Origin of the sequence: Tunturibacter psychrotolerans (genome assembly GCF_040359615.1) — a bacterium.
Taxonomy (GTDB): domain Bacteria; phylum Acidobacteriota; class Terriglobia; order Terriglobales; family Acidobacteriaceae; genus Edaphobacter; species Edaphobacter psychrotolerans.
Window position 1 is genome coordinate 73,560 of the sequence record NZ_CP132942.1, and the last position, 14,630, is coordinate 88,189.

At 55.1% G+C, this 14,630-nt stretch carries 13 protein-coding genes and 1 pseudogene; 11 read left to right on the forward strand and 3 right to left on the reverse strand.

Going from position 1 to position 14,630, the window contains the following annotated elements; all coding sequences use genetic code 11:
- The first annotated feature begins 13 nt into the window (after positions 1-13).
- Positions 14-1,978 (forward strand): S9 family peptidase, encoded by a 1,965-nt coding sequence (locus RBB77_RS00300; RefSeq protein ID WP_353064192.1) that lies wholly within the window; start codon positions 14-16, stop codon positions 1,976-1,978.
- Between the two features lie 289 nt (positions 1,979-2,267).
- Here the strand turns inward: RBB77_RS00300 and RBB77_RS00305 are convergent, their stop codons facing one another.
- On the reverse strand, positions 2,268-3,116 hold the full coding sequence (locus RBB77_RS00305; protein WP_353064193.1) for a TolB family protein: 849 nt from the start codon (positions 3,114-3,116) through the stop codon (positions 2,268-2,270).
- A gap of 510 nt (positions 3,117-3,626) precedes the next feature.
- On the opposite strand from RBB77_RS00305, the gene RBB77_RS00310 reads away from it, so the two are divergent.
- Positions 3,627-4,244 carry an aspartyl protease family protein gene (locus RBB77_RS00310; RefSeq protein ID WP_353064194.1) on the forward strand — a complete coding sequence of 206 codons (618 nt, stop codon included), beginning with the start codon at positions 3,627-3,629 and terminating at the stop codon, positions 4,242-4,244.
- Between the two features lie 361 nt (positions 4,245-4,605).
- Here RBB77_RS00310 and RBB77_RS00315 read toward each other — a convergent pair whose 3' ends face one another.
- Both RBB77_RS00315 and RBB77_RS00320 read right to left on the reverse strand, forming a co-directional pair.
- The gene (locus tag RBB77_RS00315; RefSeq protein WP_353067702.1) at positions 4,606-4,818 is read right to left on the reverse strand and encodes a DDE-type integrase/transposase/recombinase; all 213 of its coding nucleotides are present in this window, start codon (positions 4,816-4,818) and stop codon (positions 4,606-4,608) included.
- 268 nt (positions 4,819-5,086) lie between these two features.
- Positions 5,087-6,574: a PLP-dependent aminotransferase family protein gene (locus RBB77_RS00320; RefSeq protein WP_353064195.1), complete on the reverse strand. Its 1,488-nt coding sequence runs from the start codon at positions 6,572-6,574 to the stop codon at positions 5,087-5,089.
- A gap of 119 nt (positions 6,575-6,693) precedes the next feature.
- On the opposite strand from RBB77_RS00320, the gene RBB77_RS00325 reads away from it, so the two are divergent.
- The 9 genes and pseudogenes from RBB77_RS00325 to RBB77_RS00365 all read left to right on the forward strand — a co-directional run bounded on the left by RBB77_RS00325 (position 6,694) and on the right by RBB77_RS00365 (position 14,630).
- On the forward strand, positions 6,694-7,290 hold the full coding sequence (locus RBB77_RS00325; protein ID WP_353064196.1) for a hypothetical protein: 597 nt from the start codon (positions 6,694-6,696) through the stop codon (positions 7,288-7,290).
- 13 nt (positions 7,291-7,303) lie between these two features.
- The gene (locus RBB77_RS00330) at positions 7,304-7,948 is read left to right on the forward strand and encodes a hypothetical protein (RefSeq protein WP_353064197.1); all 645 of its coding nucleotides are present in this window, start codon (positions 7,304-7,306) and stop codon (positions 7,946-7,948) included.
- A 225-nt stretch (positions 7,949-8,173) separates the two neighbouring features.
- Positions 8,174-8,725 carry an RNA polymerase sigma factor gene (locus RBB77_RS00335; protein WP_353064198.1) on the forward strand — a complete coding sequence of 184 codons (552 nt, stop codon included), beginning with the start codon at positions 8,174-8,176 and terminating at the stop codon, positions 8,723-8,725.
- Positions 8,722-9,444, forward strand: coding sequence for a hypothetical protein (locus RBB77_RS00340; protein WP_353064199.1), 723 nt, complete (start codon positions 8,722-8,724; stop codon positions 9,442-9,444). The genes RBB77_RS00335 and RBB77_RS00340 overlap by 4 nt, the downstream gene beginning before the upstream one ends.
- Positions 9,441-10,388 carry a HEAT repeat domain-containing protein gene (locus RBB77_RS00345; protein WP_353064200.1) on the forward strand — a complete coding sequence of 316 codons (948 nt, stop codon included), beginning with the start codon at positions 9,441-9,443 and terminating at the stop codon, positions 10,386-10,388. The genes RBB77_RS00340 and RBB77_RS00345 overlap by 4 nt, the downstream gene beginning before the upstream one ends.
- Positions 10,389-10,744: 356 nt before the next feature.
- Positions 10,745-10,810: pseudogene (locus RBB77_RS00350) on the forward strand (twin-arginine translocation signal domain-containing protein); the annotation flags it as partial.
- A gap of 84 nt (positions 10,811-10,894) precedes the next feature.
- Positions 10,895-11,347 carry a (2Fe-2S)-binding protein gene (locus RBB77_RS00355; RefSeq protein ID WP_353067703.1) on the forward strand — a complete coding sequence of 151 codons (453 nt, stop codon included), beginning with the start codon at positions 10,895-10,897 and terminating at the stop codon, positions 11,345-11,347.
- A 15-nt stretch (positions 11,348-11,362) separates the two neighbouring features.
- A complete protein-coding gene (locus tag RBB77_RS00360) occupies positions 11,363-12,367 on the forward strand; it encodes an FAD binding domain-containing protein (RefSeq protein ID WP_353064201.1) in 1,005 nt (334 codons plus the stop codon).
- A 10-nt stretch (positions 12,368-12,377) separates the two neighbouring features.
- Entirely contained in the window at positions 12,378-14,630 is a 2,253-nt protein-coding gene (locus RBB77_RS00365) for a xanthine dehydrogenase family protein molybdopterin-binding subunit (protein WP_353064202.1), read from the forward strand.

The window sequence follows — 14,630 nt, forward strand, 5'->3', positions numbered from 1 at the left end:
TTGAAGGGAAACCATGAAAAAACTTTCCATCGCTTTTTCCATGCTGCTCGTTCCGGGAATGCTTCTCTCACAAACGGAGCGACTTACTATCGACGATTTATTGTCCGCAGGGTCAAGGCGTGGTGGTTCCGAACAACTTTCGCCTGATGGTAAATTCTTCGCGCGAGAGGAGAGCGGTCAGATCGCGCTTGTTCCTGTCAATGGCGGACCTGCAAAAGTGATCACGTCTTCACCGAAGCCGAAGTCTGAACTGCAATGGTCGCACGACGGCAAACACATTGCTTACATCAGTGACGGGGATGTATGGACTGTCGCCACTGACGGTGGGGAGTCAAAGCGCCTCACGCATGATCCAGCCGGGCCAGGCGATCCGCGCGGTGCAACCGATCATCATCCACATTGGAATCCGAACGGGCATTGGATCCTCTTCGAATCGGGTAGAAAAGGTTTCAACGAACTATACGTCGTAAGTGAGGACGGCACAAAGGAAAAGCTGCTCGCCGCAACAGAGATCTATACCGGATCGGACGTGATCGCCAATACTGCGGCAGACCGCGGGGATGCCGTCTCGTCCGACCGCTTCGACCCTCAGCCCTTGTGGTCGCCTGATGGCACACGAATCTCTTACACGGAACGGTCACGCCAGTTCTTCTCCGGCAAGTTGAAGGTCATTCCATTCGATCAGAAGGCGGGTTCCGTCACTGGCTCTGTAATCGACCTCTACACTGCAAAGAATGATCCAGGTGGTGCCTGGGCAGTCAACACTGCCGCATGGTCACCCGACAGCACCACACTAACCGTGGTCTTGCAGTCGACTGGATGGGATAAGTTGTGGCAGATCCCCGCAACGGGCGGAGGTCCCAAACAATTAACCAAGGGAACAGGTGAGGACGAGAATCCGGTCTACTCTCCCGACGGACGATGGATCGTCTTCAATTCAAATCGTGACCTACCAGAAGAGCGTCATCTATGGGTCGTTTCGGCTACGGGAGGCAAACCACGTCGGCTAACATCGCTCGCAGGAATCGAAACGAATCCGCAGTGGTCGCCTGATAGTGGCTCCATCTATTTCTTGAGAGCCACTTCGCTAAGCGCGGGAGCCACTTACGTTGCAGATGCAAACGGAAAAGGTAACCCACGTCTACTAGAGCCATCGCAGCCATCGAAGTACGAGGGCCTTGGCATCACACCCGAAGTAGCGCACTTCAAAGGCAAGGACGGTCTAGCCCTCGCGGGAATTCTCTACAAGCCCGCCGGATATGGACCCGGCAAGCGCTACCCCGCCGTTATCTGGGCTCATGGCGGTCCGGAGGGGCAAGTGGTACTCAGCCTGAGTCCGTGGTCGCTCTTCCTCGCTCAACAGGGATACGTCGTCTTGGAACCAAACTTTCGTGGCAGCATTGGTTATGGGGAACGGTTTCGCAATGCGAATGTAGAAGACTCCGGAGGTGGCGAGATCGACGACATCGGTGCGAGTGTTAAGTTTCTGGTTAATTCAGGCCTGGCCGATCCAAAGCGAGTTGCCATCGGAGGCGGAAGCCACGGAGGAACGGTCGTCGCCAACGCCGTAGCCAAGTTGCCTGATACCTTCGCCGCAGGTATCGAGATGTTTGGCGTAGTTGATCGAGCCCTCTTTCTGCAGCACACCAACCGCAACTCAAAAATTCGTTGGGAGACCAAGATGGGTGGAACACCCGAGGAGAAGCCTGCGGTGTACCGCAAAGCCAACGTGCTTCCGGATGTAGAGTCCATCAAAACTCCGCTATTGATTCTGCACGGCGAGAAGGATCCCCAAGTGCCGCCGCAAGAGTCGGCAGAGTTCGCTGAAGCACTGAAAAAGGCGGGCAAGACATACTTGTATTTCACTTACCCCAACGAAGGCCACGGGTTCCAGCAGCGCGAACACAGAAAAGACTCTTATGAGAGGCAACTCGCGTTTCTTAATAAATATCTGAAGACTTCCGCAGCAGGTCAATGAACACGGCTCTCTTTCGTTGCATATGAGCGGCAACCGCGATAGCAACCTCGGGATGGCGGCGCGCCGTGTCTCGTCAGTCTGATAGGAAAGCTTATGGGTGAGTGTCTCGGCGATTATGCCCTTATTGAGAAGGCCGTAACGAGTCAATTCGCAACAATCAAACTTTTCCCAGACCTAATTCTCGGCCGAGCGGACACATTGCCCGTGGCTCATCCGGAATCCAGAAGGGAGAGAATAACTTCTTTGCCACCTTCTCCTAGATCTGCAATGTAGATGTCGGGCTGATACTCTACTCTTTCAAAGCCAGTATCTTTCCATCTTTTGTGGCGCTGAGCCCAGCTATGAAGCCGCGACCGCTGCTTACCCGCACACCCGAACCCTGCGAGTCTGGTTGTGTGCGCCAGAGATTGGAGTCTTTTTCATTGGGCGCATCTTCACTGCGCGTGTAAATAAGCGAGTTCTTCTGGGGCCACGCAAGCAATTGGCCGAGGGCCGGATTCGAGATCAAGCGATCTGTTCGTCCGCTTGCAAGATCAAGGATCTCGATCGTTGCAGTGTCTCTACCCCACGGATGAATGGTTCTCCTGACGTACGCGACTCGCCTGCTGTCTGGCGACCACGCGACAGGACTCAGGTATTGCTCGTCGGATTCGTCAACACCGACGATTTTATGCGGCGCTTCGCCGTCTGAACTCATCGACCACAGTTCACTTCGACCGAGCCCAGCTTGAAGGAAAGCTATCTGTGAACCGTCCGGAGAAACCCGGGCGAATGAGCCAGCGCCATTCAGTCTTATCGGCGTCCGACCCATCGTGGAGACTCGCCAGAGGCTCCTTGTATTTCTTGTGCCTTCGGTCCACGAGGAGACAACAAGATGCACGCTGTCTGGAAACCAGCCTTCGATATGAGCAGGAGGGAAGTCTTCTGGAAAAGAGAGCTTATGCGTTTCTCCGCCTTCGACCGGCCGCAAATACATCCCGGTTTTGTCGGTGAATGCGAGGTATTTTCCATCAGGTGAGATGGCGGAGCTTGTGACAGGTCTATCTTGCGGGTTAGCGGTGATTCTCGATTCGACGACGTTAACCGGGTGAGCCTTTCTGGTTTGGACGAGTCCTATCGCTCCGACGAGAAGGATCATCGTGGTGCTTGCCCCGATTACGATCGCTTTCGTTCTCCGACGAACGGCTGTTGACGCGCAGGGCAGAACCGCAACTGTGTAGTCGGGAAGAACCTGGGGATCATTGAGGACCGGCTGGCATTCTGGACGGGTAGCGATGTCTACCGATGAATTGGACGGTAAGGAGGGTCCTGGGGCCGGTTCCGTTACAGTCACATCGCAGAGGAAACGGTATCCGACAGTTTGCACCGTGGCAATGTACTGGGGCTCGCGCGGATCGTCCCCCAGCAGCCGCCGCAAGGGAAGAGGAACACCCGAAATGCCTTCGGCTCAACCGGCGCAGTCTTCCCTGCTTTGACCAGAAGGAACTCCCGCTCTATGACTTCGACATCCGCGAATCTGAAAACACGCGACTTATTGTCAGTCATAAATCCGTCACTCTCTTTTCAGGAACCCGTCACAACTCAGTCATGACAGCGTGGAAGCACACTGTGAGATTGCACCCAGCCCATCCGGCTGAGGTACACTCCTATGTCATTCCGCCCGTTCTTTGCCTGTGTCAGCTTCGCAACCCTCTCCCTTACGGTCTTGGCTGAACCGCACTGTCCGGGAAAGGTGGCCAGTCTGCCCGTACGTATCGTCCAGGGCTCACAAAGCATCGTCCCGCTATGGGTCAACCAGAATGGCCCCTATGATTTTCTGGTGGATACGGGTGCTCAGATTGCCACTGTCGACTCTTCTCTGGCATCAGTATTACAGCTGAACGTTCAGGGCACTACCGGTATAGGAGGAGCCGCAACACATGGCCGATATGATTTCGCCTATCTCGGGCAGTTGCGGGCTGGTGAGAAATTCGTCCCTGATTTGCTTGTGGTTATCGAGAATCTCTCCCAACTGAAGGCGGCCGATCCCCGGATCCGCGGTATCCTGGGAGACAATTTTCTCGAACATTTCGATCTGCTCATCGACAATCATGAGCACATCCTATGCCTCGATGACTCAAATACACTTGCTCTATTTGCCAAAGGTGAACGTGTTCCTCTTATGGAGCCCTACGGTCCGGCGAATGACCTGCCGTTTACAGGACCCATGAGTGTGGCTGCCAGTATGTCCAGCTTTCAGAAAGCGCCCCTACTCCTGCGGACTTGACTCGGGTAGTAACGCGGCCATGCTTCACGTCGCAAACCCGCAAATGAGGATGATGCTTAACAGCGGAACTCCGACTCTGAGGCGCCTCGTAGAGGGAACCGAACAGGTTTTCGCGGTTCTCCCGGGGCAGGACGTGGAAGTAGGCAAACATCGATTTCACGAAATCTCGTTTGTCGTGCCGATGAATGCGGTGGGCAACGGACAACGCCCACGCGAAGACGGCGTGCTCCCTACCATCACATTTCAACGTGTATTTATCAGTCCGATGTCGGCGCAAGCGAAAGGGAGCGTTGATCGACTCGAACATACAGAGAAAATGTTGAGCGTGCTCTGGAGATTGAAAGCGATTCATCTGCCTTTCTCACATGCGGGTTGGCTGATGCGAGTTCCCGGCTCGATTGTTCAGATAACAGCTCTGCCGGCGTTCCACGTCCAGCAAGATCAGCTTCTTCGCTGCAGCATAGGTCCATAGCTTGCCCGTGATGATGACGCACGGTGCTCTCACTGCCGTATGAAGTAACTTGCGAAAGAAACGCAAAGCTGCCCAACGGTTCCGGCGCGGCTGCGCCAGCATATCGATGACCGCTCGGTCTGGTCCACGGGCCGCCACAAGTAATGCTGGAACCCTTCATCTTGATGAAGGCTTCGTCCAGGTGCCACTTCACTCCGAACCGATCTCGCTTCTTTTCAACCGGGCAGCGCAGGCGGAGCCGAACTTGCATTACATCGAAGGCACGCGAAGCGCACAGAAATCCTGTCACAAGATAGAGATGCGATTACTCTCGAGACTAGGCGCTTTTCGTCTAATCAGTGCTGCGACCCGCGGTCGACGTTGTTTGTGTCTATTTGGCCAACTTGTCGAGGCTTGCCCGGAGTTTTCTGACTCCGTCTTGAATCTCCGTTGTATCGGTGCCGCCATAGCCAAGGATCAGGCCGCCTCTTGCTTGTTTCGTCAATTGGCACATGGAGAGAGGCATCGCGGAGATGCCGTCCTGAGCGGCTTGCCTCGCGACTTGACGATCATCTATACCCGGAGGCAATAACGCGACCAGATGCATACCTGCCTCCGCGCCGATCACCTCAAGCATGCCGCCAAGTTGCGAGTGGATTGCATCGACTAATACGCTACGTCTCTCCATGTAGAGAGTGCGCATCCTTCGCAGATGGCGAGCAAAGTGTCCCTCACGGATGAAGTCGGTCAAGACTACTTGATACAGCGTTGATGAAAATATATCCGCGGCATCTCGAACCGCGGAAAACGCTTGAACCAAGCGCGGGGGGACAACCACATAACCGAGTCGCAGGGCAGGAAACAAAACCTTGCTGAAGGTTCCCAAATAAATGACGGAGGAACGTGTGTCCAGTCCCTGAAGGGCCCCGATGGGCCTGCTCTCGAACCGGAACTCGCTGTCGTAATCATCCTCGATGATCCAGGAGCCAGACTTTGCGGCCCACTGGAGGATCTCGACTCGCCGCGACGCGCTCATTGTGCTTCCTGTCGGGTATTGGTGGGATGGCGTGAGATATGCGCCGTTAGCGGCTGGACAGCGACGAAGGCCTTCCTTGACGAGAATTCCTTCGTGATCTACCGGAATCGGTATCATGCGTACGCCAGCGCTCGAGAAGGCCTGGTGGGCCCCGGGATAGCCCGGATCTTCCATCCAGATTGGATCGCCCGGATTGAAGAGAACTTTAGCGCAGAGTTGTAAACCCTGCTGCGAACCTGTCACAACCATGACTTCCCTCGGATCGCAACGGACTGCGCGAGCCGCACCCAGATATTCTGCAATCGCTTCTCGAAACGGCATGTATCCCATTGGGTCGCCGTAGGCCATCAATTGTCTGGATGGCACGCTTAAGTGCCGAGAAACCAACTTAGACCAGATGCGGTTTGGAAAATGCTCGAGGGCGGGCAAGCTGGATCGAAAAGGGCCAAGGCTGTCGAGCCAAACCTGTGGCGGAGTCGAAAGTGCTTCCGTCCCGATGCGTGAAATTCTGTTTGCAGACTTCGGCCTCACGTCGGACTTGCGAGCCGTTGTTGTGGGTCTTGTTGCGTGATCCGGAACAGATTCAGAGATTGTGGTTCCGGAACCGACGAGTGTTTGCAGATAACCCTCGGCCTGGAGTTGCTCATAGGCGTTCAACACCGGCACTCGTGAGATATTCAACTCCGCGGCGAGCGCGCGGGTCGAGGGTACACGTTGCCCGGGCCTTAGCTGGCCGCTGACGATCGCATCGCGGAACCACTCGTAGAGCTGACGGTACATCGGAATCCGCTTCGTGAGGTCCAGCGCGACTGGTGGGAAAAAACTGGTTGGAACGAATTTCATCTTCGCTACCCTGCGGAAGTGGTTATATCAAAATCGTCATGAGTGGGTATTGCGTGAGACCACTATACGCCGCTAGGTTGTTTCCAATGGAACAACAGACTGAAACTCGGAGGTAGAGTGTGAAGTCACATCGACGCGGTATCAGGATCTTTATATTTAGCGTGGCCGTCTTGCTTGGGTTTCCTCCCCACGCTTCGAGTCAGACGGCTTCCGGCAGTGAAAGGCCTGTGGCGCAAAACTCTGCGACGGATGGTCAACACGATTTTGATTTCGAGATTGGCACATGGAAGATCCATCTAAAGAAGCTGGTTCATCCGCTCACAGGTTCGACGACTTGGGTCGAGTTCGACGGCACCTCGGTGACACGTAAAGCCTGGGACGGTCGCGCCGACGTGGAGGAATTCGAAACGGATGGTGCCGCAGGCCACATTGAAGGGATGACTGTACGCCTCTATAACCCGCAATCTCATCAATGGAGCTTGTATTGGGCCAATGCCAAGGACGGAACTTTCCTTACGCCGTTGATTGGAGGATTCAAGGATGGCCGAGGCGAGTTTTACGACCAGGAATTCTACGAAGGTAAGTCCATATACAACCGATTCATCTGGTCAGAGATCACTCCTAATTCAGCGCACTTTGAACAGTCCTTTTCCACCGATGGCGGAAAAACTTGGGAGACGAATTGGATCACTGATCAGACCAGGGTGAAGCCATAAAGCTTTGGAGCACATGGATAACAGATTTGGAATCGGGATGGATAAAATGCAGCGATTTCGGATTGTTCTGAGACGCATCGTTTTTTGTGCCGGAACCTCCTTCTCAGCTTCTTCACTTGGGCTGGCACAAACGAACTCCGGCAAATCAGTAACCGACATGCCAACGTCTGCAGGGCAGCGCGGGGGCGAGCACGATTTCGACTTTGAGTTCGGTACCTGGAAAACTGAACTAGCACGGCTTTTACATCCCTTATCGGGTTCGTACACCTGGGTGAAGTACGAGGGTACTAGTGTCGTACGTAAGGTCTGGAATGGACGTGCCAATCTTCTCGAGCTCGAAGCGGAAGGTTCGGCAGGCCACTTTGAAGGGTTGAGCGTGCGTTTATATAACCCTCAGTCTCACCAATGGAGTCTCAATTTTGCGAGCAGTCGTGCCGGAACTTTCAGCCAGCCCACGATTGGCGAGTTCAAGAACGGGCGCGGTGAATTCTTCGATCAGGAAACACTAAACGGCCGCGCTATCCTTGTTCGATTTGTTATATCGGACATTACTCCGAATTCATGCCGGTTTGAACAGGCATTCTCTGACGACGGGGGCAAGACTTGGGAAGTAAACTGGATTGCGAAAGACACACGGATAAAAGGTGAAGCCGACTGATGGCGTGTTTTTGTTGAGGACGTGTTGTTTGCATGCAATCGCCTATTGGTGCGTTGATCGAAAGAAGTCTTTAGCATCGATTCGTAAGGCCGGGGATTAGTTCGATAACGGCGGAATGGACCCATGTCCATCCGCCGATTATTTTTTTCCAAGGAACCTAACCAGAGAGCAAACCCGTTGTCTAATCGGCGAATGGATAGAGCTGAGACAGAAGCGATCCGAGATGTGCTCGGGGGAAATCGAGATGCCTATCGTGTGTTGATGGATCGCCACTTCTCGTCGGTGGCTCGTGTAGCGTTTCGCATCACTGGCAATGAAGAGGATGCGGAAGAAGTGGCGCAGGAAGCGTTTCTGCGCGCTTACAACAAGCTTCCCGGCTTCCGACAGGACTCTTCTTTTTCAACTTGGATCGTACGAATCGCTATGAATACGGCTATCAATCTGGTGGAACGACGCAACCGCGATCTCTCCTATCGAGCGCCGCGAATTGCGGATGAACCCTCTGTGGGAGAGGGTACGGTGCGTGTAGCAGACGGGCAGGCAGGGCCGGAGGGCGAGCTGCTTGGAAGAGAAGCCGCTACTCTGCGGGAAACGGCTATGGCGGCGCTGACACCGATGGAACGGGCTGCGTTCATGATGAGGCATATGGAAGAGGTTCCGATGCTAGAGATTGCAGAGGCGCTTAATATCACGGTGAACTCAGCGAAACAAGCCGTTTTTCGAGCGGTTTCGAAACTGCGAAGATCGCTCGCGCCTGTTGCAGGAGGTTTGCGATGAAACATTTTGCAGAAGAGGATTTGATTTCATATCAGTTGCATGAGAGCTCGAACGAGGCTGCAATCCGCCGGCACCTAGAGGGGTGTGTTGAGTGCGCCGCCATGTCGGAGTCGATTGCGGAGACGCTGCGTGTGTTTTCCGCAGAGCCGGTCCCGAAGCTTGATCTGGAGAGAAACTGGCAGCGTTTACGCGGAAATCTGAGCGCATTGGCCACGGACCAGCCGAAGCGGCTTCGTCTTCGGTGGAAGCTCATATGGCCGGCGATTGGCTTGGCAATGGCAGCTCTCCTCTTAGTGGTCTTCATTGCATTGCATGGGAGCCACGCGATGAAGACACGGCGGAACCTGGCGATCAACGGGCACGGGCCGCTGACGATGGAGCCCCGTGACCCGGCGATTGCGGATCATCTTGACTCCGCGGAGCGGTTGCTCACTGAGGTCAACAACACTCACGGACCGCTGGATGAGGCCACCCGCGAACAGGCACATCACTTGCTATTGAAAAACGCTGTTTATGTCCACGCGGCGAGAGAGAGTGGAGAGGTGGCACAAGCAGCAGTGCTAGAAAACCTCGGCCGCGTGCTCACCACATTGGACAACGAACCCGAAACTTCGCACAGCACGTGGAGGCTGCGTCTGGAGATGAATACAAGCGGATTGCTGCTCGACATCAGAATTTTGCGGCAGAACGACGATCAAAATCAAGGAGCGGCACAATGACGTCTTTTACTCGAACTACACTCTCCTCGGCACTGCTGTTTTTTTCGATGGGCATGTCTTCCATTCATGCGCTCACGCCAGAACTGGCTGCTGCACCGGTACAGGACGATGTCGCCTACTCGGCAGGCTCGAAGGCAATGGATGAGCATCGCTGGCAAGATGCGGTTGTCTCTTTTGACAAGGTGATCAACGCAAAAGGGAAGCGCGTGGACGCGGCAGTTTATTGGAAGGCTTATTCACTGAACAAGTTGGGCAAACCTCAATTAGCTGCGGCGACATGCGACCAACTACGTGCACAGGACCCGAACAGCCAGTGGAATCGAGACTGCTCCGCGTTGACTGTGAATGTACATATCGATACGCAGGCCATAGCTGAAAGTATGAAAAGTGTGAATGCGCAGGTACGGGCAATGGCCGATTCCCCAACGGAAGATGCGGAGTTCTGGGATAACAGCAATCCGCCGCATGGTTCAGATGAGGATCTGAAGATGTTGGCCCTGAACTCGCTGCTAAATCAGGATCCGGCGCGGGCGATTCCTCTCTTGAGAGGAGTTCTCACTGGGAACGGATCGCCTGCCATGAAGAAGCATGCGCTGTTTGTATTAGCACAGAGCAAATCGCCCGATGCCGACGCCATTCTGCATGATGCGGCGGTGGGGAAGATGGGTCCCGACCTCCAACGTGAAGCTATTCGGTCGATCGCTGTCTTCGAAGGCAAGCGCTCGAACGACACGCTCGTGGAGGTCTATAAGGCGACTAGTGACTTGAAGATCAAGAAATCTGTCATCTCCGGACTATTTATTACTCAGGATGCACCGAGAATGGTGGAGCTGGCCCGCAATGAGAAAGACCTCGAATTGAAGCGAAGCATCGTGTCGCAGCTTGCTCTGATGAATGACAAGGCCGCAACTGACTACATGATGGAGCTGCTAAGTAAACCGTAGCTTCGTTCCTAACAAATCGACGTCGTAAACCAATTCAGATGTTCAGGAGAATATCGATGCCAACCCTCGCGCGCGTCTTGCCGCTGGCATCGACATGTCCGCTGTCACCACTCCTAAGGCCGCAGAAGCCGAGATACTTCATTCCCGAAGAGAGACGGGTTGTGTAGTCGAATGTCCTTCCTCTCGCGCATAGCCTCAAAAATGCAGCTCTCCCTTGGTATCGATATTGACCTACCAAAACCTCAGTCATCGTCGGATGTGGGATAATTTCATGCATCCAAGAGAGCCGTGTCGGGAGGTGGAGCTTGGCTATCGATGAGAAAAACACAAACGGACCGACAACTTCGCTAGGGAAGTTGAGCCGAAGATCATTTCTTTCCCATATAGGAGCGGCGGGAGTTGCTACGGCCGCGACTGGGGTCGCTCCGCTGGCCATCTCTGCAGTGGTCACTGATGCCCAAGAAAGAACAAGCTCGGAAGGCCACGCAATTCCAGGAACAGTACCTGTGACTTTAAAGGTGAACGGCCAGTCATATTCGGTTCAGATTGATCCGCGCGCCACGCTGCTAGACACCCTACGCGAGGCGTTGTATCTGACCGGGACTAAAAAGGGTTGTGACCACGGACAGTGCGGAGCTTGCACGGTGCATATCAATGGCCGGCGCGTGAACAGTTGCCTGACGTTTGCAGCAATGCAACAAACCGCTGAAATTACCACAATTGAAGGTCTCGGTCAGCCAGCCCAACTGCACCCGATGCAGAAGGCGTTTGTGGAGCACGATGGTTATCAGTGCGGATATTGCACCTCTGGGCAGATTATGTCTGCCGTGGCCATGGTCAAGGAGCCGTGGGGAGCCGAAGATGGCGATGTAAAAGAGGCTATGAGCGGCAACATCTGCCGCTGCGGAGCGTATCCGAACATCGTCGCGGCAGTTCAGGCGGTTCGGCGAATAGGGTAGAACAGGAGACCGACGATGGAACTCTTCGAACTGGTGACGGCAAGCACGATACCAGATGCAGTGAAGGCTCAGGCCAGGTCGTCCACGGCGCAAAATGGCGCAAATGTACGGTTCATTGCGGGCGGAACGAATCTGATTGACTGCATGAAACTGAATGTCGAACGTCCTAAGGAATTGGTGGACATCAATGGTCTGCCACTCGACCGCATCGAGAAGACCGCGGACGGCGGGCTGAAGATCGGAGCTCTCGCGCGGAATGCGGACGTGGCTCAGGACGCAACGGTGAGGGCGCAGTATGCGGTTCTGTCGCAAGCCCTGCTGTCTGGGGCGTCTCCGCAGCTGCGCAATATGGCGACCACAGGAGGCAACCTGCTCCAGAAGACGCGCTGCGTGTACTACAGGGATATAGCGACAGGGTGTAATAAGCGCGAACCCGGTTCTGGATGTTCCGCTATCGGCGGCTATAACCGGATGCTGGCGATCCTCGGTACGAGCGAGCACTGCATTGCGACAAACCCCTCCGACCAGAACGTAGCTCTGATGGCACTCGATGCCGTGGTGCATATAGAGGGCGTAAAGGGTGAACGAACCGTACCGATTGAGGAGTTCTACCTTGTGCCCGGATCCACTCCTCAGCTTGAGAACATTTTGCAGCCGGGGGATTTGGTAGCGCACGTCACACTACCCAAGATGCCCGCTGGCGCAAAGAGCGTCTACCTAAAGCTTCGCGACCGCGCCTCCTATGAATTTGCCTTGGCCTCTGCCGCGATCGTGATGAAGCAGAACAGTGGCAGAATTGATTTCATTCGCGTCGCGATGGGTGGAGTCGGGACGAAGCCCTGGCGCTCTGTAGAAGCAGAAAAGATGTTACTTGGAAAACCTGCAACCGCCTCTAACTTCGCCGCCGCCGCAGAGGGCGCCCTTCACGGCGCGAAGCCTCAAAGCCAGAATGGATTCAAAGTAGAGCTGGCAAAGCGCTGTTTGGTGCACGCGATGGGCCAGGCGAGCCAAAGCGCCTAAGGAGAGAACGATGGATCGGATAACTGAGTCGAAGGTGATCGGTGTTGCGACGCCTAGGATAGATGGTCCACTTAAAGTAAGCGGCTCGGCGATGTACGCCTCAGACCACCACTTCCCCGGCCTGCTCTATGCGTGGCCGGTCTGCGCCACGATTTCGAGTGGGACAATTACGCGCCTGGACACAGGTGTAGCGGAGAAGATGCCCGGCGTTATCGCTGTATACCATCGGGAAAACATCGGAAAGCTTTACCGTGTACCCCCTTCAACCGGGTTCACTATGATCATCGATGAAAAGCGGCCCCCGTTTGAGGATGACACGATCCGTTATTACGGACAGTATGTTGCGGTCGTCGTGGCTCAAACCGTAGAACAGGCACGAGCCACCGCCGAAAGTGTCACGGTAACTTACAACAAGGCTAGACATGACACCAGCGCCAAACTCATGGGAACTCCACTTACGACGGATAAGCCTGAAGAGAAGAGCAAACGCGGAGACACGACTTCAGCGTTGAATGCGGCGAAGGTGAAGGTCGATGAGGTATACACGATTCCGGTTGAGACCCACAACCCGATCGAGTTGCATGCTTCCGTCGCAGTCTACGACGGGCAGAGATACACGCTGTATGAGACTTCGCAAGCGGTTGTGAACCATCGCGATGTGATGGCGCAGATGCTTGGTGTCCCTCCAGAACAGGTGCAGGTGATCACGCGGTACTTAGGGTCGGGATTTGGGGGCAAGTTGTGGCCGTGGCCACACGGGTTATTAGCAGCAGCATGCGCCCGCAACCTTGGGCGCCCGATCAAACTGGTGGTAAGCCGGCAGATGATGTTCCAAAGCGTCGGCCACAGGCCCGCAATCGACCAGCGAATCCAACTCGCAGCCGATGCCGACGGTAAATTAACCGCTGTACAACAGGATTACATCAACCACACTTCGATGCTCGATGACTACGACGAGGGTTGTGGCGAAGTCACTCCTTTCATGTACAGCACTTCCAACCTGCTTGTGACCGGAGGCCTCGCACGCCGTAACGTCGGCAACCCAACCGCAATGCGTGGTCCCGGCGCGGTACCAGGACTGTTCGCGTTGGAATCGGCAATGGATGAGTTGGCGATTGCGCTGAAGATGGACCCCGTCCAGTTGCGGTTGAAGAACGAGCCTGCGCTGGACGAGAGCTTGAACATCCCCTTCTCTTCACGGCACATGAAGGAGTGCCTCACTGTCGGGGCGGAGAAGTTCGGCTGGTCGCGGCGGACTCCCGAGGTCGGATCGATGAAGCACGATGGTCTTACGTTGGGCTGGGGTGTCGCAGCATGCTCGTGGCTGGCGGCACGAATTGAGACGGAGGCAACGGTCGAACTCCTACAAGATGGCTCTGCGCGCGTTGCCTGCGGTACTCAGGACATTGGCGGAGGAACCTATACCGTTATGGCTCAGGTAGTGAGTCACGAGACGGGAATTCCGGTCAGCAGGATCGATGTCGTACTCGGTGACTCCTCGCTTCCGCCGGGACCGATTTCGGGAGGCTCCTGGGTTACTGCCTCTATGACGCCGGCGGTCCTCGCCGCGGCGCAGAATGCTGGCAAGACCCTATTACTCGCGGCGATCAAATCAGATGGGTCGCCATTCCAGGGTAAGAAGCAGGAGGATCTCGAACTTGTCGACGGAACTGTTCGTCTGAAAGGGCAAGGATCGGGCGCGGTTCCGATGGCAGAGATACTGAGGATCGCAAGAGTCAAGTCAGTTTCAGGCACTGGCAAGTCTGACGGTACCTTTGGATCTTCAAAGCCGAAGTTCTCATTCCATTCCTATGGAGCGCAGTTTGCCGAAGTGACTTGGCAGCCTGAGATAGCACGCCTTCGTGTCAGCCGCGTCGTTACGGTCATCGATGCTGGTCGCATCCTGAATCCGCGGCCAGCACGCAACCAAATAGAAGGCGCGGTGGTGATGGGCGTCGGCATGGCTATGTTCGAAGAGACGGTGTACGACCCGCGCTCGGGTGCGCCAATCAACAACAACCTTGCCGACTACGTTGTGGCCGTAAACGCGGACACGCCGGACATCGATGTCACCTTTCTCGACTACCCGGACTACGAACTTAACGCGCTCGGAGCTCGAGGGGTTGGCGAGATAGGTCTTGCTGGAATTGCCGCGGCGATCACGAACGCGGTATACCACGCAACTGGCATTCGTGTACGTGATCTGCCGGTTCGTATCGAGGACTTACTGATTCCAGCAAGCCGAACCACGCGTGTCAGCTGA